A 23501-nucleotide genomic window follows, 5' to 3' on the forward strand; every position below is an offset into this window, starting at 1 on the left:
GATGCCACAATGATGACATGAACATTCAACTCAACGGCAGCCCGCGCACGCTTCCCGATCACCTGCCGCTGGCGGCCCTGCTCGAGCAGGAAGGGCTTGCACAGCGACGTGTGGCAGTAGAGGTCAATGGCGAAATCGTGTCGCGCGGACGGCACGCCGAGCATGCATTGCGCGAGGGCGATGTGGTGGAGATCGTGCACGCATTGGGGGGCGGTTGATGGCCTGCGCGGTCGGCGCATTCGCGCCCGATCGGTGATAATTGCCGGATGACGAATTCCGCCCCCTCTGATGCGCTGGTCATCGCCGGCAAACGCTACCGTTCGCGCCTGCTGACCGGCACCGGCAAGTTCAAGGATCTGGACGAAACCCGCCTGGCCACCGAGGCCGCCGCCGCCGAGATCGTGACCGTGGCGATCCGCCGCGTGAACATCGGCCAGGACCCCAACGCGCCCAGCCTGCTCGATGTGCTGCCGCCGGATCGCTACACGCTGCTGCCCAATACCGCCGGCTGCTACACCGCCGAAGACGCGGTGCGCACCTGCCGGCTGGCCCGCGAGCTGCTCGACGGCCACAACCTCACCAAGCTGGAAGTGCTGGGCGACGCGCGCACGCTGTACCCGGACGTGGTGCAGACGCTCAAGGCCGCCGAGCAGTTGGTGGCCGATGGCTTCGAGGTGATGGTCTATACCTCCGACGACCCGATCCTGGCCAAGCGCCTGGAAGAGATCGGCTGCGTGGCAGTGATGCCGCTGGCCGCGCCGATCGGCTCGGGCCTGGGCATCCAGAACAAGTACAACCTGCTGGAAATCATCGAAAACGCCAAGGTGCCGATCATCGTCGATGCCGGCGTGGGCACGGCATCGGACGCGGCGATTGCGATGGAGCTGGGCTGCGACGGCGTGTTGATGAATACCGCCATTGCCGGGGCGCGCGATCCGATCCTGATGGCCAGCGCGATGCGCAAGGCGATCGAGGCCGGGCGCGAGGCGTTTCTGGCCGGGCGGATTCCGCGCAAGCGCTATGCCTCGGCGTCGAGCCCGGTCGATGGTGTGATCGGATGAGTGGCTGTGCTGCGCTGATATTGCAGTCGATGCGCAGTGATTGGCCGTGTGACGTGCCGGGTGTTGCCGTTGCTGGATCGCGCGTTGCTGCGAGTGCCCTCGGCACGCCGGACCCTCACCCCACCCCCCGCTCCGCGCCCCGGCCCGGCCCGCGCCTGCGTCGCGGGTGCTCCTATGCACGCGCGCCTACGGCGCGCAAGCTGTGCCTCCTCGCCCCCGACGGGAGAGGGGCTTTTGTTTTCCGATGTGACTGACATTTCATGACAGACCCTTTCACCAGCGACGGCGCCAAGATGCCGCCCAAGCCCTTCACCATCGAAGAGGGGCGCCGCCAGGTGCGCAGCTTCGTGCTGCGCCAGGGCCGCTTCACGCCCGCGCAGCAGCGCGCCTTCGATGAGTTGTGGCCACGCTTCGGGCTGGATTACACCGGGGAGCGTCGCGACCTGGATGCTACGTTCGGCCGTCCCGCGCCCAAGGTGCTGGAAATCGGCTTCGGCAATGGCACGGCGTTGCGCTTTGCCGCGCAGCACGACCCCAGCCGCGACTACATCGGTATCGAAGTGCATGCGCCCGGCGTCGGCCGGCTGCTCAATGCGCTGGACGATGACGGCAGCACGCATGTGCGTCTGTATCACCACGATGCGGTGGAAGTGCTCGAGCACGAGATCGCCGATGGCGCGCTGGATGAAGTGCGCATCTACTTCCCCGACCCGTGGCACAAAAAACGCCACAACAAGCGTCGCCTGATCCAGCCGGCCTTCGCACAGTTGCTGGTGCGCAAGCTGCGCGAGGGCGGCCGTCTGCATGCCGCCACCGATTGGGCCGATTACGCCGAACAGATGTGGGACGTCCTCGACGCCACAGCGGGCCTGGTCAATCGCGCCGGACCGCGCGGTCACGTCGAACGCCCAGCCTGGCGCCCGCAGACCCACTTCGAAACCCGCGGCCAGAAACTCGGCCACGGCGTCTGGGATCTGCTCTACGACAGGGAATGGGGAATAGGGAATGGGGAATCGCAAGGGCACACGGCAGCGGCGCCCGGATAATTTGCCAGCGTCAGCGTCTTCGCTTTTTCCATTCCCCATTCCCGACTCCCCATTCCCGGCCCCCAATGGATACCGCGCTGACACTGACCAACGATATGAAGCTCGTCCTCGGGCTGGTCGGTTTCACGATGGCGATGTTTCTGTTCGAGCGCATCCGCGCCGATGTGGTGGCCTTGATCGTGCTGGTGGTGCTGGGCGTCACCGGGCTGGTGGCGCCGGAAGAATTGTTCGGCGGCTTTTCCGGTAATGCGGTGATGAGCATCATCGCCACCACCATTCTTGGTGCCGGGTTGGAGCGCACCGGCGCGTTGAACCGGCTGGCCACCTGGCTGCTGCGGCGTTCGCACGGCAGCGAGCAGCGCTTGATGATGATGACGCTGGCCATCTCCGGCTTGAACTCCTCGTTCATGCAAAACCCGTCGGTGATGGCCTTGTATCTGCCGGTGGCTTCGCGGCTGGCGGCGCGCACCGGGCTGACCCTGCAACGCATGTTGTTGCCCATCGCTGCAGCCATCGTGATGGGCGGCGCGCTCACCATGGTGGGCAATTCGCCGTTGATTCTGCTCAACGATCTGTTGGTCTCGGCCAACAACAACCTGCCCTCGGGCATGGCCAGCATCGAGCCGTTGACGATGTTCGCGCCCTTGCCGATCGGCCTGGCCTTGCTGATCGCCGCGCTGCTGTACTTCCGCTTCTACGGCGATCGCAAGCTGATCGAAGAGGAAAGCCTGATCAACGAAGGCGTCACGCCATCGCGCACCGAAAGCTATTTCGCCAAGACCTACGGCATCGACGGCGATGTGTTCGAGCTCACCGTGACCGCCGAGAGCCCGCTGGTCGGCATGACCCTGGGCGAAGCCGAAGCCATTCACGACGCGCCGCTGCTGCTGGCCCTGAAGACCGGCAACGACACCCGACTTGCCCCGCCAGCGGACATGCGCATCTGGGTCGGCAGCGTGCTGGGTGCGATGGGCAAGCGCCAGGAGGTGACAGACTTTGCGCAGAACCACTTCCTGCGCATGTCCTCGCGGCTGCGCAACCTGGGCGACCTGTTCAACCCCAGCCTTGCGGGTATTTCCGAAGCGGTGATTCCGCCCAACTCGCGCCTGATCGGCAAGAGCGCCGGCGAACTGCGCTTGCGCAAGCAGAGCGGCATCAGCCTGCTGGCGATCAACCGCGACAAGCAGGTGATCCGCGAAGACGTGCGCAACGAGCCGCTGCGCGCCGGCGACATGCTGGTGTTCCACAGCATCTGGCAGGACCTGGCGCAGGCGGCGGAAAGCCGCGACTTCGTGCCGGTCACCGACTTTCCCAAGGGTGAGCAGCGTCCGCACAAGTTCAAGATCGCGATGGCGATCTTCGCCTTCACCATCCTGATCGCGCTGACCTCGCGCCTGCCGGTAGCGCTGACGCTGATGACCGGTGTGGCCTGCATGCTGGTCAGCGGCGTGTTGCGCATGGACGAGGCCTACGCCTCGATCAACTGGAAGACCATCTTCATGATGGCCGGCTTGATTCCGCTCGGCTGGGCGATGGACAGCAGCGGCACCGCAGCCTGGGTGGCCGGTCACACCATCGACCGCCTGCCCGAAGGCGTTCCGGTGTGGGCGCTGGAAATCAGCCTGGCGTTGTTGACGACCGCATTTTCATTGGTCATCAGCCATGTGGGCGCAACCATCGTGATGGTGCCGATTGCGGTCAATCTGGCGCTGGCGGCCAACGGCAACCCCACTGCGTTTGCGCTGATCGTGGCGTTGTCGGCGTCCAACAATCTGATGACCGCCTCCAACCCGGTGATCTCGATGGTGGCCGGCCCGGCCAACTATCAGCCGCGCGAGTTGTGGCGCGTGGGCGCACCGCTGTCGCTGATCTACATCGTGGTGATGGTGTCGATGATCAATCTGATGTTCTGGTGGGCGGCGCGCTGAGGATTGGCGTGCTGCGGGTTTGCCAGTCATCGGCGGATGCTGACACCGCATGACCTCACGCGCACCGACCTGCTTGCGACAGCGCATCCTCGATTTCCCTCACACCAAGCGCCGCGGTGCACACCCATCGGGCTGCAGCGCGAGCGCGTTGTCGGCTTCTATCCGAGCACTACGTGCTCGCCGTCGATGCGTACCGGCACGGCGACGAGCGATTGACCGCGACACGGGCCGCTGATGCATTGCCCCGCGACCAGCTCGAACGCGGCGCCATGCGCAGCGCAGACCAGATGGCCGTCCTTGGTCTTGAGGAACTGACCCGGCGCCCAATCCAGCCGGCGTCCGGCATGCGGGCAGACGTTCAACCATGCACGGACCTGTGCACCTTCGCGATACAGCACCAGCGACTCCGGGCTGTCTTCCCAGGCGGCTTCCACTTCCAGAAATCCGGCATCGGGAATCTGCGCCAAAGTGGCGAGCGCGGTCGGTAAGGACGATGACATGGGGCAACGAGTGCGAAGAACGGTCGCCGATTGTGGCATGTGTCAGCACAGGCACTGTGCGCAGCGCAGCGCCCTGTCGGTGCAGGCGGCACAAGCAAGCTGGCCTGTAAACACCCGTCATTCAGACGCCACGGCAGACTCCGACCAGCACACGCAGCGTGATGCACTTAACAAAACAGCGATCGAATTAACGAACTTTTCACTCAATGACATGAAACCGCAACGATACTGCGCGCTTGTTTCCTGCCCGGCAGCCCACCGCCATGCCTGCACGTATCTTCCAATTCGGCAACCTCCACCACCTGTTTGCGCCACGCAAGCCGCGCCACCCGTTGGTGCGCGTTGCCGCCGGTCTCGCAGGTTTGGTGATCCTTGCGGTGCTGATCTTCTTCAGTGTGTTCGTCGGCGCGGCAATGATTCTGGGCGGCGTCGCCTGGAAACTGTTGAGCAAGTCGAACCGACGCACGCCGCAGCAAGCGCGCGTTGTCGAGGCCGAATACCGCGTGGTGCGCAAACCCGCGCTGCCGATGTCGCACTGAGCGCGTCGCGCTCGCCGCATACCCGGCGCGTCTTGCGCCGGGCTGCACATCGTCGACATCTTAAATCGGCATGTCTGCGGGCATGCCGATTCGCGTTTTTGGTCGCTGATGGTTACAGCGGTCTGCAGTGCCAGCGAATGAGCTGCCGCACACTTCACTAGCGAAGGTTCCGTCGTACACGGCCAAGCGGCTAGACTCACGCGTCCCGTTCCGAGGATGCGTGCATGACCCACGATGTGATTCCCGCTGCCGATGTTCCGCGCATTCCGGTGGTGGGTGGCGGCAACTTTCCGGTCCACCGCATCTACTGCGTAGGCCGTAACTTTGCCGATCACGCGCGCGAGATGGGCGCCACCGCACCGGCCTCCAAGGCCGAGCGAGGCCAGCCGACCTTTTTCATGAAGCCTGCCGATGCCATCGTGGTTGGCCACGGCGACCAGATCCCCTACCCGCCCGGCACCAAGGAGCTGCATCACGAAGTGGAGCTGGTGGTGGCCTTGGGCAGCGACGCGCCGGCCGGTGAGTTGCCGCTAGCGCAAGCCGAAGGCCTGATCTATGGCTATGGCGTGGGCCTGGACCTGACCCGTCGCGATCTGCAGGCCGCGGCCAAGGCCAAGGGCCTGCCGTGGGACATCGCCAAAGGGTTCGATCACTCCGCACCGATCAGCGAGCTGGTGCACGCCGGCGAAGTGGGCGCGCTGGAGGCGTTGAACCTGTCGCTGGAGGTCAACGGACAGGTACGTCAGCAATCGTTGCTGGATCAGATGATCTGGAACGTGCCGGAAATTCTGCATGAGCTATCCAAGCTGTATGCACTGCGCGCAGGCGACCTGATCTTCATGGGCACACCGGCCGGCGTCGGTCCGTTGCTGCCGGGCGATCAGTTCAGTGCGCGCCTGGAAAATGTAGCCGAACGCCACGGCATCATCGCGGGCTGACATCGGCCGGGCTAGGATCAGCACAGCGGCAGTCGGTCCGCGTCCGCCTCTGGAGTGCGTCATGGGAATGGTCAGCGAATTCAAGCAATTCGCGATGCGCGGCAACGTTGTCGATCTTGCGGTCGGTGTGGTCATCGGCGCGGCGTTCGGCAAGATCGTCACCGCGCTGGTGGAAAAAATCATCATGCCGCCGATCGGCTGGGCCATCGGCAATGTGGATTTTTCGCGGTTGGCGTGGGTGCTCAAACCCGCCGGCGTCGATGCCACCGGCAAGGACATTCCCGCCGTGGCGATCGGCTATGGCGACTTCATCAACACCGTCGTGCAGTTCGTGATCATTGCCTTCGCGATCTTTCTGGTGGTCAAGCTGATCAATCGCCTCACCCAGCGCAAGCCGGACGCTCCCAAAGGCCCGAGCGAAGAAGTGCTGTTGCTGCGCGAGATTCGCGACTCGCTGAAAAACGACACGCTCAAGCCGCCAGGCACGTTGTAAGCGGACACATCCACCGTGCGCTTCGCGCACAAGGATGACTTTTCGCACGCCGACGGGGGACCTGCCGCTGATAAGCTCGGGGTCCCCCTTGTCGTTGGAGCCGCCCTGCATGCGTCGCCTCGCTGTTGCCATCTCCGCCCTGCTCGCCTGTTCCCCCGCGCTTGCCGCACAAACCACCCTTGCCGATAGCGCGCTGCGCACCGCTGCGCAGTTGCGTGAGCAGGCCCTGGCCGACACCACCGGCTTTGCAGTGGTGGAATCGCTCACCACCGAAGTGGGTCCACGCATTGCCGGTGGCGACGCCGATCCGCGCGCGGTGGCGTGGGCCAAAGCCAAATTCCAGTCGCTGGGCTTCGACAAGGTGTGGACCGAGCCGGTGATCTTTCCCAAGTGGGAACGTCGTAGCGAACACGCTGCGGTGCTGGGTGCACACGCGCAACCGTTGACCATCACCGCATTGGGCGGCAGCCCGGGGGGCAGCGTCGAAGGTGAGGTAGTGCGCTTCGACACCCTGGCCGCGCTGCAGGCAGCGCCTGCAGGATCGCTGACCGGCAAGATCGCGTTTGTCGATTACCAGATGGTCAAGGCGCGTGATGGCAAGGACTACGGCAATGGCGGCGCGGTGCGCAGCAAGGGTCCGTCCGAGGCGATTGCCAAGGGCGCGATCGGCTTTGTGATGCGCTCGGCCGGCACCGATTCGCATCGCGTGCCGCATACCGGCATCACCCGGTTCGATCAGGGCCTGACGCCGGTACCCGCCGCCGCCTTGTCGGTACCCGATGCCAACCAGCTGGCACGTCTTGCCGCGTTGGGCACCACACGTATCCGGCTGGCGCTGGATTGCGGTTGGGACGGCACCGCGACCTCGTACAACGTAATCGGCGAGATCACCGGGCGCAGCAAGCCCAAGGAAGTGGTAGTGATCGGCGGGCATCTGGATTCCTGGGATCTGGGCACCGGTGCGATCGACGATGGCGCCGGCGTGGCCATCACCATGGCCGCCGGGCATCTGATCGGGCAGCTCAAGCAGGCACCCAAGCGCAGCATCCGCGTGGTGGCCTTCGCCAACGAAGAACAAGGGCTTTACGGCGGCAAGGCCTATGCGGCCGCGCACGGCAAGAATGCCAAGGACATGGCGCTGCATCAGATCGGCGCGGAGAGCGACTTCGGTGCCGGGCGCATCTATGCATTCAACACCGGCGCGGCTGCGCCGGAAGCGTCGCGCGCAGCAACCAAGCAGATTGCCGAGGTGCTGGCACCGCTGGGCATCGCGTATGAGCCTAGCAAGGGCGGCCCCGGCCCGGATGTCGGCCCGATCTCTGCCAAGGGTGGCGCGTGGGCATGGCTGGCGCAGGACGGCACCGACTACTTCGACCTGCACCACACCGCCGACGACACGCTGGACAAGATCGACCCCAAGGCGCTCGCGCAGAATGTCGCCGCCTACACCGTCTTTGCGTACCTGGCGGCCGAAGCCGATGGCGATTTCGGCAGCCGCGCCAAGTCTGTGCAACCGCCGAACGAGTAATCTGGCAACGCAGCGCTGCGAATGCGTTTTTTAAAGCGGCTAGCAACACGTAGCGAGCGGTCGTCAGGTGGGTGTGGCCGGCGCGGAGGAACCGGAGTGTACAAGTGGTACATGCCGCTCCGAGCACCGGCCGCGCCCGCCTGGCGGCCGCGCAGTTCTTTTGTTAGCGGCTCTTACTCCAGGACGAGCACACACGATGGCGGTCAAGCGGCAACGCAGTGCGAACACAGCGGCGACGTTGCTGGACGTCGCCAAGCATGCCGGCGTCTCGCCGATGACCGCCTCGCGCGTCATCAACCGGCACCCGCATGTCGGGCAGGACATGCGCGTACGCGTGGAAGCTTCAGTGCAGGCCTTGGGCTACCGGCCCAATCTTGCCGGCCGCTCGCTGCGCACCAGCGGGCTGTTGCGCATCGGCGTGTTGTACAGCAACCCCAGCGCTGCGTATCTCAATCAATTCATGCTCGGGCTGCTGGAGCAAAGCAGCCTCAACGGCAGCCAGGTGCTGGTGGAAAAATGCGGCGCCATCCGTAGCCAGCGCGCCGCCACCGAGCGCTTGCTGGCGGCCGGCGTGGACGGCGTGATCCTGCCGCCACCGTTGTGCGATTCGCGTCAGACCATCAGCGAACTGGATGCACGCGGCATCCCGGTGGTGGCGGTGGCCAGCGGCGCGCCGATGGCGCAAATCAGCTCGGTGCGCATCGATGACTATCAGGCCGCGCGCGCCATCGTCGCGCATCTGATCGAACTCGGGCACCGCCGTATCGCGCTGATCAAGGGCGACCCCAAACACACACCGAGCGCGCTGCGCGCCAACGGCTATCTCGACAGTTTGCAGGCTGCAGGATTGGAGATTACAGAGACCCTGATCGCCGACGGACTGTTTACCTATCACTCGGGCCTGCTCGCCGCACGCAGCCTGCTGGCACACCCCAAACCACCGACGGCGATTTTCTGCAGCAACGACGACATGGCGGCTGCCGCGGTTGCGGTCGCGCACGGACTGGGCTTGCGTGTGCCCGAAGATGTTTCGGTTGCCGGTTTCGACGACACGCCGGTGGCCACCACCATCTGGCCCGAACTCACCACCGTGCATCAACCGGTCGCCGCAATGGGGCGCGCGGCCGTGTCGTTACTGGCAGATGCGATTCGTCAGCGGCGCAAGGGCGATACCGTGCAGGGCGTGCATCAGGTGATGAAGTACACCCTGGTCAAGCGCGGCTCGACGGCTGGGCCGCCCAAGGAATGACACGCTGAGGCGCGAACCTGGAGCGGTTTGGCTGACGCTGGATGCTGCGAGCGTGGCGTGTGCGTGCGCGTGCGCGCGCTATCGGCAGCACCTTTCGGGTATCCGAGCCGTGCCGCTGCAATGCGCCCGCTGCGGCGTGCATGCAGGCAAGCGAGCTGCGTAACGCTAGCAACGCACGACATCGACCTCAGACACACCGAGCAGCCCCGCCAACGGCACCTGCGCCTGGCGCTGCCGCGGGCTGACAGCCAATCCCTGACGGCGCACGCTGTCAAACAGCTGCTCGGCCAGGGGCATCACCATGTGCCTGCCCCAACAGCGCTCCGACGCGTGCCCGAACGGGAGATAGCCGGGCTGCTGATCGGGATCCAGCTGGTCCCAGCGCTCCGGACGAAATACATCGGGCGAATTCCACAGCGCAGGATCGCGGTGGCTTAGGAGTGGCAATACCAACACGTCGTCTTGCACACCGATGCGGGGATCGAGCAGCGGATACTCCGGCGATGCGTTGCGCAAGATGTTCCAGGAGGGCGGCAACAGACGCAGCGATTCGTAGACGATATTTCGGCTGGAACTGGCAGGATCGAATGGCGATCCCAGCCACAGTGCGTTGGCGACCAACGTGGAAATGGTGAAGCACACCGGTGCGGCGGTTCGTCGATACAAGCCCATGGCGAAGCGGCGCGCATCATAGCCGTCTGCGGCCGCAGTCACTGTCGCAAGCGCCGACGCGTTGGCCTGCAGCGTGAGCGGCCTGATTGCGCTTGCTACGCCACGCGATCAGGGAAGAACATTGCGTGCGCGCACAGATTCCTCACCCTGCAGCAACGCATTGCCGCACTGCACGCTTTGACGTACATGACTCCGCATTTCGCACAAACGACCATGGCGGCCAGATGGCCGCCATGGGTTCAACACATCATCAGGTCACCACAGCGATGGTGTCATCGCGACCACGCGTGCCGCCCATGACGGGTGGACACCGGCGTACCGATGTCCACCGCGCACATCACCTGGTCGGCTTGGCACGCACCACAGCCGATGGCGTACTGGTTCCGGCCGCGCTGTTTGCGGTGACCACGTAGTCGTAGTCCGCGCCATTGGCGACGGACTCATCGACATACGAGGCCGCTGCAACATTGGAACCGACCGTGCTGAACGCACCCGCGGCACCTGCGCGACGCAGCACCGTGTAGCTGGTTGCTCCCAGCACCGGCGACCAGCTCAGCTTGACCCGGCTGTCGCCGACGGTGGCGGTGAGGCCGCGCGTTGCGCTAGGCGCCGCGATCGGTGCAAAGGTAGCCACCGCAGTGCTGGCGGTTGCGATCGCCGGGTAGGCATTGTTCACCAGCTCGACGAACTGATTGTGGAACCACGCGCCGGAGATCGGCGCGCCAGCCAGTGCACCGGTCAACACGCCATCGACCGTGGTGTAGGTGGGGTCGCACATCCGGTCGAAGCCCTTGCCTTCGTTATTGGAAATGAGCGTGCTGGAGCCATCGGACTCACCCGGCGGCTTGACCCACGCATACGCATCCAGATGCGGGCCAGGCGCTGCGGTGGGGAGCGCACCAATGCCTGCCCCGCTCTGATTGCACCAGTTGCCGCGATGCAGGCGACGGTCGATGCGGCCGGTGTTGACGTAGGTATTGATGTCGCTACCGGACGCAACGGCGGGACGATTCGGCCCGCCCCAGCCGTTACGGCCGGTATCGACGATAAAGCCGATCGTGCTGGGCCAGCCCGCGCCGACAAAGCCGTTGTAGAGGGCCTGGGTAAAATCGGTCTCGTCGAAATAGGGATTCCATTCGTAGTATTTCGACGACTTGATCGGCTGCCCGTTCACGCTCAACTCGGGGTTGGGCAAATTGGGTTCGTTCAACGGCGTGGTATTGGCGGTGTTGGTGACAAAACCATCGACGCTTGCCAGCCCGGCGCTCGTTCCCTGGACCACACGGGTATATAGCGAAATCGACGGGCCGCGGTTGCTATCCCAGCCCAACCAACCCGAGTGACCGATATCCAGGTAGTTGTAGGTATTGGGAACGGCGTGCAGCTTGTTGAGTGCGTATTTGATGCCTTCCTCGTAAATACCCGTGGAATTGGCCAGCGCGCAACGCATGTCGTTCAAATTGGTGACAAGGTTCGGCAGGCTATCTGGCTCGATCACATTGACGATGCGGATATCCTTGTATTTTGGGTCCGCGAAGATCGCCGCGATGACGTCGATATATTCTTTCTTGTAGCGTTCCAGCGCCGCCGGTGTCAGCGGCAATTCGCCATTGGACGCCAAGGCGTGACAATCGCGGCCCGGCAGATCATAGATCACAAAGCTGGCGGTGATCGGCGTATTGGCCTTTTTCTGTGCCAATGCGGCATCCAGATGCCCCCTCAACCCAAGCCGCCCGGCATTCTGCGATCCGCCGGAAATCGCGGCAATGCGATCCAGCCAGACCGCGGTGGGAAAGGTCTTCACCACGCCCATCTTGGCCTTCAACGGCGCGCCTTTCACCTTGGCAATCGATGCATCGACTTTTTTGGCGTAATCGGGATTCACATAACCGCTTGCGCCCACGAAGGGGTTGTCGACATGCACCTGCGCGCAGACGCTAGCGACAAATAACGGATTCAATGCCAACAGCGATAGCGCCATCGAGCGCGTGAGATTATGACGGATGCCCTTACTGAATTTCATGAGATTCACCTAGTAGTGATCGGATGGTGTTGATTCAAAATCCATGAAGCACTGCTTCGTGGCCTGCGTTATTCCTCTTCAGGGCACCCATCAGAAATATCCGGAGCCACTCAAACACGCTCCGTCGGCGTCCCGCCGAAGAGCATTTGCATGGCATAACCTGGGCCATGCCCTCACAAAGACACTCAAGCCAATGGCCCGCTTGTGTCCCGAGACATAACCTAATAGTTCAGATTCGTTGAAGGCTGATGCGGCCGCTTCGACGTCGTCGTCGCAACGGTTGCCTTCGTGCTATGCGGAGTATCTCCAGGGAGCGATTGAGCGATCAGCGTGGAATGCTGTGCCTGCGAACGGGGTGGTGAGTTCGCCATGCGGAAACTACGCTGCATATCCGTTAGACGCAATCGCCAAACATTGCGGTTGGGCACAGATCCAAAGACTGTCCATAGCGACATTTCGACTGCAGGCATTACTACACAAATGTATGTGCCATCACGCACAAAAAAACGGCTGCATCGCTTCCCGACGATGCAGCCGAATGGGAGGGTGCTCGACGTTGCCGTCGGGCGTCTTGCAGCACCGGGATGCCGGTGACGGGAAGAAAGCGAAATGACCGCTTGGAGAGGGACAACAGAAGATCATGTGCGGCACGACGCGGGGGGTGCGCCGTGTCGCACATCGGGACATCACATCAGGACATCACATCAAAAGCGCAGACGCAGACCGGCGTAGTAACGACGCTCGAAGATGTTTTGATCGTAGTAGTGGTTGGTCCACTGCGCGTAACGCCGCTCGCTTTCGCCGGTGAGGTTGGTGGCCTGGGCGTAGAGCGTCAGATGATCGTTGACGTCGTAGCTGAAGGATGCATCCAGATAACCGACATCGTCGTTCCAGATCGCCAGCTCATCGCCCCACGCACCGCTATTGACCTGACTGAACCGCTTGCTGCGCCAGTTGTAGGCCACGCGCGCCTGCAGCTTGTCCTTTTGATACCACAGCACCGCATTGGCCTGGTGCTTGGAGTTGTCGCCGATCGGAAGCGTGTTGCCCTCGATATCGGTGTTGTCGGTATCGGCATCGGAGAAGGTGTAGTTGATGTTGGTACCGAAACCGCTCAGCCAACCCGGCAGAAAATCGAAAGCCTGTTGATAGCCGATTTCGAAGCCCTTGATCTTGCCGCCACCGCCATTGACGATGCGCTCCACCGGGCCGCCAAGCCGCACCACGCCGTCGGCATCGGGCTGCGGCTCTATGTTGGTCACCGTGGTGGGGAACGACTTCACGTCGATCAGGAACGCGCCCACGCTGAGCAACGACGCATCGGAGAAATACCATTCCCACGACGCGTTGTAGTTGGTGGCGCGGTACGGATCCAGATCCGGGTTGCCGGAGCGGCCATTGAGGAACAGCACCGCATCGGAGGGCAGCGCGGGATTACGCGGTGGCGTGCCATTGACCGCATAGAAACTCACCAGGCCGCGGCCGAGATCGGGCAGATCCTGACGTGCTACCGCCTTGTTGTAGGCAAAGCGCAGCTTCTGCGCATCGGTGATATCCAGCGACAGGTTGGCGGTAGGCAATACATCGGTGTACTGACGATTCAGACGATTGGTACCGATCGCCGGGCTGACGCCGTTCCATTCGACATTGCCGATAAACACATTGCCGCTGCTCAGATACTGATCGATGGCGAGTTTGGTCTGCACGATGCGTGCGCCGATATTGGCCGTCCACGGCACCGCACTGCCGGTGCCGCCTTCCAGATTCGCCAGGAAATACGCCGCGGTACTTTTTTCGGTGACCTTGTACGAATCGGCAGCCTGCTGATAGGCCACGTTGCCCGGATACAGGCTGTTGAGATAGGCCACCGGGTCTTTCATGACCTGTGGGTTGATCGCCGGCAGGCCCTGACTGCCCAGGCCGGTGACCTTGAGCGGATCGAAGTCGTTGAAGTACGCCCAGTAGCCGGGGATGGAATTGAACGGCAGCAGGCGCGCTTCGGACACGCCGCTGCAGGTGTCGACAATCAGCGGGTCCTTGAAGTAGTACAGCGAGCGGTTGGGGTCTGCACAGGCAGTCGACACCGGCGACAGGTAGCGATAGGTGTCCAGCTTGACCTCGCGCTCGCCATAGCGGATGCCGAACTGGAAGCCGCGCACCACGCCTTCGTCGAACTCGAAGGTGCCATCGGCGCGGAATGCATCCATCGTGGCTTCGATCTTGTTTCCCTGCGCCCAGGTGGACATCAGCTGCCAGTTATCCGGATTGGACACATCGGTGCCGAGGTTGACCGCCGGGTAGGTGCCGCGGAAATCCACCGAGGCATCGACCACCGGCAAGCCGTTCGCGTTCGCCCATTGGGTGACGCCGCCGGCACGCGTGATCTGATCGCCACGTGTCACCACCGCATCGGCACGCGCTTCGTCGTAGGTGCGCTGCGCATCGCCATGCACCCAGCGGAACGACGCACGGAACGGTCCGCCATCATCGAAGCGTAGTTCCAGGTTGGTGTTGAGCGAATCCGAATCGGCGACGCCCGCCATCGAGTGCGCCTGGAAGCGGTTGTAGCGGAACTGGCCGTATTCGAGCACGCCATTGGAATCGACCACCGATCCCGGCTGCAACTGATTGGTGGCCCAGCCGGTGTGCAGCTGCGCGGCCACCGACGTGTCGTGATCTTCGAGCTTGGTATAGGCCGCATCGGCCAGCACCGTCCAGGAGTCGTTGATGTTGAACTGGAACGAGCCGTTGACGCCGGTGCGCTGGCGGTCAGTGCTGCGGTTATCCAGTTCGGTGGCGACCCAGTTGTAGAAATAGTCGCGCGGCAGATTGGACGGATCGGTATTGCTGCCGATGCGGCCGTCGCCGTTGAAGTCGAAGCCTACGTTCTGCTCGGTCGATTTCTGCGCGCCGTTGGAATACACGCTGGGGTGCTTGTTTTCCAGCGTGGCATCCGAGTACGACACCGCCAGCAATGCGCCCCAGCGCTCGGTGCGGAAGCTGGCCAGCCCCGAGTACAGCTCGTTGAGTTCCTGCACGCGGTCGCCGTAGGACCCTTCGGCCTGGCCGCTGAAGGTCCAGCCTTCGGGCAGATCGAACGGGCGGCGTGTCTTGAGCGACACCGTGCCGCTGATGCCGCCATCCAGATCGGCAGCGGTGGGCGACTTGATCACATCCACGCCGCTGAACAACGTCGGCGGGATGTCGACAAAATCCGGTTGTGCGCGACCGATATTCGGTTGGCCGAACTGGTCGCCGCCACCGGCGCTCAGATACAGTTCGCCGTTCATCGTGGTCTGCACCTGCGGCATGCCGCGGATGTTGAGCTGCGAGCCCTCGCCGGCCGAACGCCGGATCTGCACGCCGGGCACGCGCTGCAACGAATCGGTGATGGTGACGTCAGGCAGCTTGCCGATATCTTCGGCCGAGATCGAGTCGATGATCTGCGCGGCCGTGCGCTTGTTTTCGATGGCCTCGGCTTGCGCGCCGCGCACGCCCTTGACCATGACCTTGTCCAACTCGGTGACGCCGGCGGTGCTGCCGGCTTCCTGCGCTGCGGCAGTTGCCGCGACCAAGGTGAGTGCAGCCGCTAGCGCGGCGGCCAGCGGGGTGTGACACATACTGCGATGCAGCTTGTTCATGGTCCCCTCCCAGGGATGACGACAATCCACGAGCGTTTCGAATGGCAATGCCGGGGGGCACTGCAGTAATGGCTGACGCGCCGATCGGCGGGTCAGTGCAGACGCCGTGCACGTGCACGGCGTGGCAACGTGCTGGCGCTGCTACGGAAGCCCGTTGGCAGCGCCGGTTGATGGTTCGACATTCCAGCCACGCATTTGCAGCGTGGCGTTACGCAAGGTGTCCGCAGACGGCCCACGGATTTCCACCTCGCGCTGCTCGCCCGGCACCAGGCTCAGATAGTTGTCGCTGTAGTACGCCGGCAGGATGCGTTGGCCTTGCGCATCCACCAGGGTCAACTTGGTATTGAGTGCCACCTGTTGCGATGCATTGCGCACGCTGGCGCGCAACACCGGCTCGGCGGCGTCCTGTACCTGGGTGGTGAGCTGCAGCGGTACCTTGGCCAGCGCATCCAGCCCACGCATGGCGGCGGCATCGCGCGCCACCCAATAGAAGTTGCGCGAGCGCACCACTGCATCGCGGTCGAGCAATTGCAGGCGCACAAACCCCAGGCCATTGGTGTCCTTGAGCAACGGCGCCAATTGCAGTACCGGCGCAGAGACCGCAACTGCGGCCGCATCCAGCGCCTGTTCGCGCTGCTGCAGCAGTTTGCCGTCGCTGCCGTAGACCTCTGCACGCACGCGCAAGCCGCGCACCGGCTCGGCCGCGTTATTGACCACCACCACCTCGTGACCGGGCAGATTCATCTGCACATGCAAGGTCTCTGCCGCGTTGCGCACGCCGTAGTACGCGGCGTGGGTGTCGTAATCGTGGCTATAGATCTGCCACATATTGCTGGGCCACGCCGGATGGCTCATCCACAACAGACGCCCGCTGTTCTTGGTCCATAGCTGGGCGTTGAAGCCTTCGAAGATGGCGCGGTGGGTGTCGTAGTTGAGCAGCTGCGCCTTGCGCTCGAAATCCTCCAGGCTGGTCGGTGCGCCCAGCTTGTCGGTGAGCGACCGCATGAAACTGGCGGTATCGCCATTCCCTGACTGATGCCAGTCGTGATACGCCCAGGCATCGCCGATCGGCCACTGGTCGCCGACTGACGGCACCGACGCCTTGAACGACTCCAGCGTGGAGAACGACGGCGTGCCCACTTCCACCGAAAAGCCCTGCGCCAACGCATTGAAATAGGCCGCCGGCTCGCGATAGTTGTACGGCCCGCTGCCCTGCAGATTGACCTCGTTGGAGCTGCCGGTGTACCAGCGTGTGCCATCTAGGTCGGCAACCAGTTTGTCCAGACCTTCGTTGAGGATGGGAGCCGGCACGCCCTCGTTGCGCCCGAACCACAACACGATGGACGGATGATTGCGGAAGCGCTTGATCACCTCAGCCGCGTTGTCCAGAAACAGGGCCGCATCGGCCGGCTCCATGTTGTAGTTCTGGGTGGACTGCCAGAAGTCGTTGAGCACCAACATGCCGTATTCGTCGGCCAGATCGAAAAAGCTGGCTTCGGTGTTCTGGCCCACCCAATTGCGCACCACGTTGAAATGCGCGTCGCGTTGCAACCGAAAGTACGGCTCCAGCCGCTCGCGCGAGACGCGCTTGCGCCAGTCGTCCATGCCCCAGTTGCCGCCCTTGACTGCAATACGCACGCCGTTGATGCGCAGCACCAGATGCGGCGCCAGCGTGGTGTCTTGCAGTTGCTGCACTGCCGGCGAGGCCAGTGCGCCTGGATACAACGATTGCGCCTTGCCGCCCGGTACCGCGCGGATCGCCTCATGCCGTACATCGACGATGCGCTCGCCACGTCGGCGTGCCTGGTTGAGATCGACCAGCACCCGGCGCAGCGCGCCATCTTGGTCGAACAGGGACAGTTCGTAGGTCACCTCGCGAATGCCGAAGCGCAGCTGCTGTGCGTCCGATCGCGCACCGGCCACATCGACGCCAACCTGCAGCGAATACAGCGCCGGCTCGCCATAACCGTTGGGCCACCACAAGCGCGGATTGGCGATGACCAGCTGCGGCGTGTCGGCCGCGGTGAACTTGAGCGTGCTGCCGCCAGCGGGCACGTTGACCTGCCGCTGGATGCGCACATCGCCGATGGCCAACTGGACATTGCCCTGCACGGCAGCGCCGCTCTCGTTGCGCAGCGGCACAGTGACGTCGAGTTCGGCACGGCGGTGATCCGGCGCCAGGCGCGCCGTCACTACCTGGGTGTCGCCGATGGTCACCGGCCCGCTGGCGTGCAGTTGCACGTCCTGCCACAGACCAGCATTGCGATCGCGCACCGCAGGAATCCAGTCCCAGCCTTCGCTGGCGATAAACGTGGGGCCGTCCAGCGCCTGCATACCGCCGTTTTCGCCCACGCCCGCCGTCATCGATTGCTCATGCGCAATACCCGGATGCGGCGGTGGCGAGACGCGCACCGCAATAACATTGCGGCCGGCTCTGAGCTGCTTGCTGACGTCGAAGCGACCGCGTGCAAATGCACCGCGGGTGCGTCCGACCTGGGTGCCGTTGACCCAGATTTCGCCGGCATAGTTGATGCCGTTGAACAGCAACTCCAGCCGCTTGCCTTGCGCGGCTGCAGGCAGATCGAAACTGCTGCGGTACCACCAGTCGTGCCGGCTCAGCGATTCGGGAATGGCCATGTTATTGAGGCCGATATCCGGGTCCGGATACACGCCGCGATCGACCAGCGTGGTGAGCACCGTGCCCGGCACCGTCGCCACACGCCAGGCGGCATTGCCGGCGTCCGTATCGCTGCGCGACAGCGTTGCACCCGTTACCTGGCCAAGTTCCGGCGCAGCGGCCAACTGCCACGCACCGACACGCCATGCGGCATCGTCCAGCGGCTGCAATGCAGGCGCGGCCTGCGCCGGCTTGGCAACCGGTGCAGAAAATGCAGCAGTGCTGCGCGGCAAGGTGGCAGCGGCCTGCGGTGCCAACTGACCGGCCATCTGCTTGACCTGCACCGGCCATGCCGGCGATGCATCTTCAAACCGTTGCAGCGCCGGGTCGGGCGCATGCGCTGCCAGCTGCGCAATGGCCGCTGTCTCCAGCGCGCCAGATCGCGCGACGAAGTCGGCAATCTCGCCACCGAAGTGCTGCGTGTACGCCGCAGGCTGCTCGCGCGGACCAAACATCAGCACCGGTGCAGCCGCCGCTTGACGCACCGCACCACTGGCGACCTGTCGCCCATTGGCATACAGCGTCAAACGGCTGCCTTGTGCCACCGCAGTCACGTGCGTCCACGTGCCGGAAGGCAGCGCCTGCTTGCTGCGCAGCACGGTGTCGGCGCCCTGCACAAAGCCGAGCGTGCCGTTGTCGATCGCAAAGTAACGGCCCGCAGCGTGCGGATCGCCAATGCCGGCAATCAACGCTGCGCCGGTCGTCGCACGCGATGGACGCACCCAGCCCGACAGGCTCCAGTCCGCGTTGGCGGCAAGCAATGGCATATCTGCGGCGAACGTCTTTGCCAACCCCATCCCGCCCGCAAGCACGCGGACATCGTAAGGACCTGGCGCGGCCATCTCGGCAGGGGCAGCCTCCACTGCGGTCCAACCGATGCACCCACACAACAGCCACAGCGCTCCACGGCGGAACGCCTTGCGAACCATCAGCATTAGAGGCCTCTCCCAAGCTCTACTGCCACACAACGGTGCACACCACCTCTGTGCAACCGGCATACATCCAATCGACGTAGCGCAGTTGTATCCGGTGATGCCGCCCGTGGCTGCCGCCCCTGTTTCAGCGACCATGGTGCGAGGTAACGTTACCCCAAGGCGATATCGACGACAACACTTTCTGCGTTAGGGTTGGCGTTCCCAGGAGGAGGGACTTATGCGAAACCTGATCCAGTCCGCACTACCGGCGGCATGCGCATTGCTGTGTGTGATCGCAACGCCAGCAACCGCGCAGCGCCTGCGTGTGCAATCGCCCGATGCACGTACCGAAGTGGAATTCACGCTACGCGACGGCGGCGTCCCCAGCTATCGCGTGCTGTACCGCAACACGTTGGTGCTCGACGACGCACCGCTCGGACTGGATCTTGGCAAGGCCGGAAAACTCGGCCGCAACATGACCGTGCAGGGCAGCAGCACCGACACGCACGACAGCACGTTTACGTTACCGGTTGGCAAGACCCAACAGGTACGCGATCACTATCGTCAATTGCGCGTGCAGTTGACCGATCAACAACAACGCCGACTCACCGTTGAATTGCGCGCGTACGACGATGGCGTGGCGCTGCGCTACGTGCTGCCCGATGCCGGCGAGGTACGCATCCGCGACGAGCTCACCAGCTTTGCGTTTCCACGCGACTACTCATGCTGGACCTTGAACCTGGGCCGGTTCGGAACCAGCCACGAGGGTGAGTACGACGCCATCGCCGCGTCCAAGTTGCGCCCTCACAATCTGCTTGAGTTACCGCTGGTGTGCCAGACCGATGCACGCGGCACCACGCTGGCGATCGGCGAGGCGAATCTGCGCGACTACGCAGGCCTGTATCTCACCGGCCGCGCCGATGGCGGATTGGGCGTGTCGGCAAAGTTGTCGCCGCGCCTGGACGAACCGAAGATGGCGGTCACGTTCGACGCGAAGGGACGCGATTTCGCAACACCGTGGCGGGTGATCATGCTGGGCGACAGCCCGGCGAGCCTGATCGAATCCACCATGATTTCTGCGCTCAATCCACCGCCGGCCTTCGATGCGCGCTGGGTGCGCGCGGGTAAATCGGCGTGGGATTGGTGGTCGGGCAACCTTGCCGGCGGGGTGGAACATCCCGGCATGAATACCGCCACGATCCAGCGTTACATCGATCACGCGCAGCAGTTGAAGCTGCAATACATGTTGATCGACGACGGCTGGTATTACGGCAGCACCGGCGACGGGCAATACAACAGCGATGCCGATATCCGTCGCCCCGTAGAGCAACTCGACCTGCAGGGTCTGGTGACCTATGCACGCAAGCGCGATGTGGGGTTGTGGCTGTGGGCGCACTGGCGCGCACTCGATGCGCACATGGACGAGGCGCTGGCCTGGTATCAAAAAATCGGCATCAAGGGCATCAAGGTCGACTTCATGGACCGCGACGACCAGCAGATGGTGGACTTCTACCACCGCCTGCTGAGCAAGGCCGCCGAACATAAACTGCTGGTGGACCTGCATGGTGCGTATCACCCGACCGGCCTGACCCGTACCTATCCCAATTATCTGACGCAAGAAGGCGTGCTCGGCGCCGAATACAACAAGTGGACCACGCGCATCACCGCCACGCATAACCTGACGCTGCCGTTCACGCGCATGTTGCTTGGGCCGATGGACTACACGCCGGGCGGCTTCCGCAATGTGCGCCCGGCCGAGTTCAAGATGCAGCACATCGCACCGCAAGTGATGACCACACGTGCGCAGCAGCTGGCGATGTACGTGGTGTACGAGAGCCCGTTCGCGGTGGTGGCGGATAGCCCCGAGCAATACGAAAACGTGCCCGCAGCGCAGTTTCTGCGCGATGTCCCGGCGAGCTGGGACGAAACCCGTGCACTGGAAGGCGCCATCGGCGAGCACATCGCACTGGCGCGGCGCAGCGGCAAGGACTGGTACGTGGGCGCGATGACCAACGAGCAAGCGCGCACGTTGACGCTGCCGCTGTCGTTCCTGGGCAAGGGCAGCTGGACCGCAACGATCTATGCCGATGGCCAGGCGCCGACCGAGGTCCGCATCGAGACCCGCAAGCTCACCCGTCACGACAGCCTGCAACTGGAACTGGCTGCAAGCGGCGGCGCGGCAGTGCGGCTGCAACAGAAATAAGCGCAGCGACCAGGGTGCGATGCAACACCATCCCCTCTCCCATCTGGAGAGGAGTGAGTGAGGAGACGACGACGATGCGCAGAGACGACCCCTGCTATCGCGCTCGACCTGTCGGATGACAGGTCGTCAGCAGCTGGGCATTGCTGAAACACTGCAGCGCCGCGCGCGTGATCGTGCGCACCGTTGCGCAGCGGCGCCGCGGCGCACATGGTCAAGCACGCCTGCGCAATGGACATCCGCTTAGCACATTGCGCTTGCCGTGTGTCTGGCGTCACGCAATCAATGCGTGCAGATAATTCTGCATCGCATCCGATTTAGGATGCGCGCGCCTTCACCGCAGATGTGCGCCGCCGGCTGTCTCCCGGTCTCGCCCTGCGACGTGATAGCGCGGCCTGCATGGTTCGCCGCATGCGGGCCGTTTCATTCCGGCGCCAGGAAAAAATCCCATGACGTTTCGTTCCAAGCGACCGATGTCGATCGGCCGCGCCGTTGTTGCGCTTGCCATTTGCACCACAGCGCCGGCGTGTCTTGCAGGCACATTGCAGTCGCCCTCCATCTCGGCCGCCGACGATCAACGTATCGATGCGCTGATGCCGCCGCTGCTGCGTACACCCGCCACCCCACATGTGGCGCCCGAGCAGCGTGCAGGCATGCAGCGCAACACGACTGCGGTATCGCTTGCATTTCCGTTGGTCACGCAGGAGTTCAAGCAATTTCTGGACGCGCAGGCACAGCGCAGCTACGCCACGCGCGAGGTCACCGCCAAAGTCAGCGACCCAGCGGCATTCGCGCAGATGCAGCGTTATCTGTTCAATCGCTACAACGGTCTGACCGTGCTGCGCAGCGTGCATCAGCGCGACAAGGTGTTCGACTGCATCCTGCTCGCACAGCAACCCGCGTTGCGCGATGGCAGCGCGCCTGCCATGCCGCCCGGCATTGCGGCCGGGGTCAGCAGCAGCGCTCCACTCGATGCGGCGCAACGCTGCGACGCTGGCAGCGTGCCGTTGCAGCGCATCGGCCTGGCAGAGATGAGCCAATACACAACGCTGCAGGCGTTCTTGCGCGGTGCCGCACTGCGGGCGACCACACCTGACCAGCCCACTCTGCTGCCCGCCGCGCAGGATGCCGCGTCGGTGGTGCATTACTACTCCACCATCTATCTGGACACCGCCGGTTCGCCCGTGACCGGCGCCGGTGCCGACCTCAACACCTGGGTGCCGGCCGTTCGCGCCAACGATGTGCAGTCGATCAGCCAGATCTGGCTGGGTGGATACACCCCGCAAGGGCAGATCCAGACCCTGGAAGCCGGTTGGCAAACCCAACCAGGCGCAGGCTGGGGCGACACGCCGATCCTGTTCATCTATTCCACGCAGGACGGCTATATCAGCACCGGTTGCCATAACCTGGATTGCGCCGACTTCGTGCAGACCAGCACGGCGAATGTGCTCGGCACAGCGCCCGCCGGCGGCTTCAGCACGGCCGGCGGCAAGCAAGCCATGCTGCATGTGGAATACCAGCGCAATGCCGACGGCCACTGGTGGTTCGGCTTGAATGGCGAATGGATCGGCTATTACAAGGCCGAGCTGTATGCCGGCGACATTGCCGAAGGCAGCGCCAACATCTTCATCTCGGCCGGTGGCGAAATTTCCACCCGGGATGGTCGTCCCAGCGCACCGATGGGCAGTGGGCAGTTCGCATCGGCCGGCTACCGGCAGGCCGCGTTCCAGGCAAATCATTTTTATCGCGACGCGGCCATGGCCACCCGGCCTGCACAACGGTTGTCATCGATGAATGTGAAGCAGCCGTCGTGCTACACGTTGGCGATTGCCGGCTACAGCTATCCGTATGCATTGGGAGACGGCGTCTCCCGTACCAGCGTGTCGCCGGAGATGCAGAACGGCGGCATTTACTTCGGCGGGCCAGGCTGCGCTCGCTGAGTCCATGCGAACGCGCGCACTGCTGCAGCGCGCGCGTTCGCTTGGTGGCCACCACACGAGCACGCATGCGGTTGCACAGTTGTGCGCTGCATGCTGAAACGCCGGAACTGCCACCACCACTTCGGCCTGCGGCCAAGCGGTGGTGGTTTGTC

Annotated in this window: 15 protein-coding genes, 1 other RNA gene and 1 pseudogene; 11 read left to right on the forward strand and 6 right to left on the reverse strand. The window is 63.7% G+C overall.

The genetic code is table 11. The annotated features are described in order from the left end of the window. Positions 1–17 precede the first annotated feature (17 nt). From thiS to ACCQ06_RS17300, 4 genes are all read left to right on the forward strand, one after another. A complete protein-coding gene (gene thiS, locus ACCQ06_RS17285) occupies positions 18–218 on the forward strand; it encodes a sulfur carrier protein ThiS (RefSeq protein ID WP_104617514.1) in 201 nt (66 codons plus the stop codon). Positions 219–266: 48 nt separating this feature from the next. Next, positions 267–1061 (forward strand): thiazole synthase, encoded by a 795-nt coding sequence (locus ACCQ06_RS17290; RefSeq protein WP_104617513.1) that lies wholly within the window; start codon positions 267–269, stop codon positions 1059–1061. A gap of 260 nt (positions 1062–1321) precedes the next feature. Continuing rightward, positions 1322–2107 carry a tRNA (guanosine(46)-N7)-methyltransferase TrmB gene (trmB, locus tag ACCQ06_RS17295; RefSeq protein WP_316688095.1) on the forward strand — a complete coding sequence of 262 codons (786 nt, stop codon included), beginning with the start codon at positions 1322–1324 and terminating at the stop codon, positions 2105–2107. A 65-nt stretch (positions 2108–2172) separates the two neighbouring features. Further along, positions 2173–4035, forward strand: a complete 1863-nt coding sequence (locus tag ACCQ06_RS17300; protein WP_104617510.1) for an SLC13 family permease — start codon at positions 2173–2175, stop codon at positions 4033–4035. A 158-nt stretch (positions 4036–4193) separates the two neighbouring features. Here ACCQ06_RS17300 and ACCQ06_RS17305 read toward each other — a convergent pair whose 3' ends face one another. Next, entirely contained in the window at positions 4194–4535 is a 342-nt protein-coding gene (locus tag ACCQ06_RS17305; RefSeq protein ID WP_104617509.1) for a Rieske (2Fe-2S) protein, read from the reverse strand. A gap of 263 nt (positions 4536–4798) precedes the next feature. On the opposite strand from ACCQ06_RS17305, the gene ACCQ06_RS17310 reads away from it, so the two are divergent. From ACCQ06_RS17310 to ACCQ06_RS17325, 4 genes are all read left to right on the forward strand, one after another. Next, positions 4799–5074, forward strand: a complete 276-nt coding sequence (locus ACCQ06_RS17310) for a hypothetical protein (protein WP_104617508.1) — start codon at positions 4799–4801, stop codon at positions 5072–5074. 224 nt (positions 5075–5298) lie between these two features. Further along, entirely contained in the window at positions 5299–6012 is a 714-nt protein-coding gene (locus ACCQ06_RS17315) for a fumarylacetoacetate hydrolase family protein (protein WP_228324447.1), read from the forward strand. A 61-nt stretch (positions 6013–6073) separates the two neighbouring features. Next, on the forward strand, positions 6074–6505 hold the full coding sequence (gene mscL, locus ACCQ06_RS17320) for a large-conductance mechanosensitive channel protein MscL (RefSeq protein ID WP_115562733.1): 432 nt from the start codon (positions 6074–6076) through the stop codon (positions 6503–6505). Positions 6506–6614: 109 nt separating this feature from the next. Further along, positions 6615–8033, forward strand: a complete 1419-nt coding sequence (locus ACCQ06_RS17325) for a M20/M25/M40 family metallo-hydrolase (RefSeq protein ID WP_316688103.1) — start codon at positions 6615–6617, stop codon at positions 8031–8033. Positions 8034–8070: 37 nt separating this feature from the next. On the opposite strand, the gene ACCQ06_RS17330 is transcribed toward ACCQ06_RS17325, so the two are convergent. Then, positions 8071–8146, reverse strand: a non-coding RNA gene (locus tag ACCQ06_RS17330) — sX9 sRNA. A gap of 83 nt (positions 8147–8229) precedes the next feature. Here ACCQ06_RS17330 and ACCQ06_RS17335 point away from each other — a divergent pair. Further along, a complete protein-coding gene (locus ACCQ06_RS17335; RefSeq protein WP_316688104.1) occupies positions 8230–9282 on the forward strand; it encodes a LacI family DNA-binding transcriptional regulator in 1053 nt (350 codons plus the stop codon). Between the two features lie 165 nt (positions 9283–9447). Here the strand turns inward: ACCQ06_RS17335 and ACCQ06_RS17340 are convergent. The 4 genes and pseudogenes from ACCQ06_RS17340 to ACCQ06_RS17355 form a co-directional block, all read right to left on the reverse strand. Next, positions 9448–10023: pseudogene (locus ACCQ06_RS17340) on the reverse strand (cytochrome P450); the annotation flags it as partial. A gap of 268 nt (positions 10024–10291) precedes the next feature. After that, positions 10292–11935, reverse strand: coding sequence for a glycoside hydrolase family 6 protein (locus tag ACCQ06_RS17345; protein ID WP_316692648.1), 1644 nt, complete (start codon positions 11933–11935; stop codon positions 10292–10294). 746 nt (positions 11936–12681) lie between these two features. Continuing rightward, the gene (locus ACCQ06_RS17350; RefSeq protein WP_316688105.1) at positions 12682–15618 is read right to left on the reverse strand and encodes a TonB-dependent receptor; all 2937 of its coding nucleotides are present in this window, start codon (positions 15616–15618) and stop codon (positions 12682–12684) included. 141 nt (positions 15619–15759) lie between these two features. After that, entirely contained in the window at positions 15760–19230 is a 3471-nt protein-coding gene (locus ACCQ06_RS17355; RefSeq protein WP_316688106.1) for a glycosyl hydrolase 2 galactose-binding domain-containing protein, read from the reverse strand. A 217-nt stretch (positions 19231–19447) separates the two neighbouring features. Here ACCQ06_RS17355 and ACCQ06_RS17360 point away from each other — a divergent pair, with 217 nt between their 5' ends. Continuing rightward, the gene (locus ACCQ06_RS17360) at positions 19448–21412 is read left to right on the forward strand and encodes a glycoside hydrolase family 97 protein (protein WP_316688108.1); all 1965 of its coding nucleotides are present in this window, start codon (positions 19448–19450) and stop codon (positions 21410–21412) included. Between the two features lie 446 nt (positions 21413–21858). After that, positions 21859–23349, forward strand: coding sequence for a neprosin family prolyl endopeptidase (locus tag ACCQ06_RS17365; RefSeq protein ID WP_316688110.1), 1491 nt, complete (start codon positions 21859–21861; stop codon positions 23347–23349). The last annotated feature ends 152 nt before the right edge of the window (positions 23350–23501 follow it).

The organism is Xanthomonas sp. NCPPB 4467 (assembly GCF_041475665.2).
Taxonomy (GTDB): domain Bacteria; phylum Pseudomonadota; class Gammaproteobacteria; order Xanthomonadales; family Xanthomonadaceae; genus Xanthomonas; species Xanthomonas dyei.

Coding starts and splice junctions, on each gene's coding strand:
- ACCQ06_RS17315 (WP_228324447.1), top strand. CDS start 5,299: ATGACCCACGATGTGATTCCCGCTGCCGATGTTCCGCGCATTCCGGTG.
- ACCQ06_RS17350 (WP_316688105.1), bottom strand. CDS start 15,618: ATGAACAAGCTGCATCGCAGTATGTGTCACACCCCGCTGGCCGCCGCG.
- ACCQ06_RS17300 (WP_104617510.1), top strand. CDS start 2,173: ATGGATACCGCGCTGACACTGACCAACGATATGAAGCTCGTCCTCGGG.
- ACCQ06_RS17355 (WP_316688106.1), bottom strand. CDS start 19,230: ATGCTGATGGTTCGCAAGGCGTTCCGCCGTGGAGCGCTGTGGCTGTTG.
- mscL (WP_115562733.1), top strand. CDS start 6,074: ATGGGAATGGTCAGCGAATTCAAGCAATTCGCGATGCGCGGCAACGTT.
- ACCQ06_RS17325 (WP_316688103.1), top strand. CDS start 6,615: ATGCGTCGCCTCGCTGTTGCCATCTCCGCCCTGCTCGCCTGTTCCCCC.
- ACCQ06_RS17290 (WP_104617513.1), top strand. CDS start 267: ATGACGAATTCCGCCCCCTCTGATGCGCTGGTCATCGCCGGCAAACGC.
- ACCQ06_RS17335 (WP_316688104.1), top strand. CDS start 8,230: ATGGCGGTCAAGCGGCAACGCAGTGCGAACACAGCGGCGACGTTGCTG.
- ACCQ06_RS17365 (WP_316688110.1), top strand. CDS start 21,859: ATGACGTTTCGTTCCAAGCGACCGATGTCGATCGGCCGCGCCGTTGTT.
- ACCQ06_RS17360 (WP_316688108.1), top strand. CDS start 19,448: ATGCGAAACCTGATCCAGTCCGCACTACCGGCGGCATGCGCATTGCTG.
- ACCQ06_RS17305 (WP_104617509.1), bottom strand. CDS start 4,535: ATGTCATCGTCCTTACCGACCGCGCTCGCCACTTTGGCGCAGATTCCC.
- thiS (WP_104617514.1), top strand. CDS start 18: ATGAACATTCAACTCAACGGCAGCCCGCGCACGCTTCCCGATCACCTG.
- ACCQ06_RS17345 (WP_316692648.1), bottom strand. CDS start 11,935: ATGGCGCTATCGCTGTTGGCATTGAATCCGTTATTTGTCGCTAGCGTC.
- ACCQ06_RS17310 (WP_104617508.1), top strand. CDS start 4,799: ATGCCTGCACGTATCTTCCAATTCGGCAACCTCCACCACCTGTTTGCG.
- trmB (WP_316688095.1), top strand. CDS start 1,322: ATGACAGACCCTTTCACCAGCGACGGCGCCAAGATGCCGCCCAAGCCC.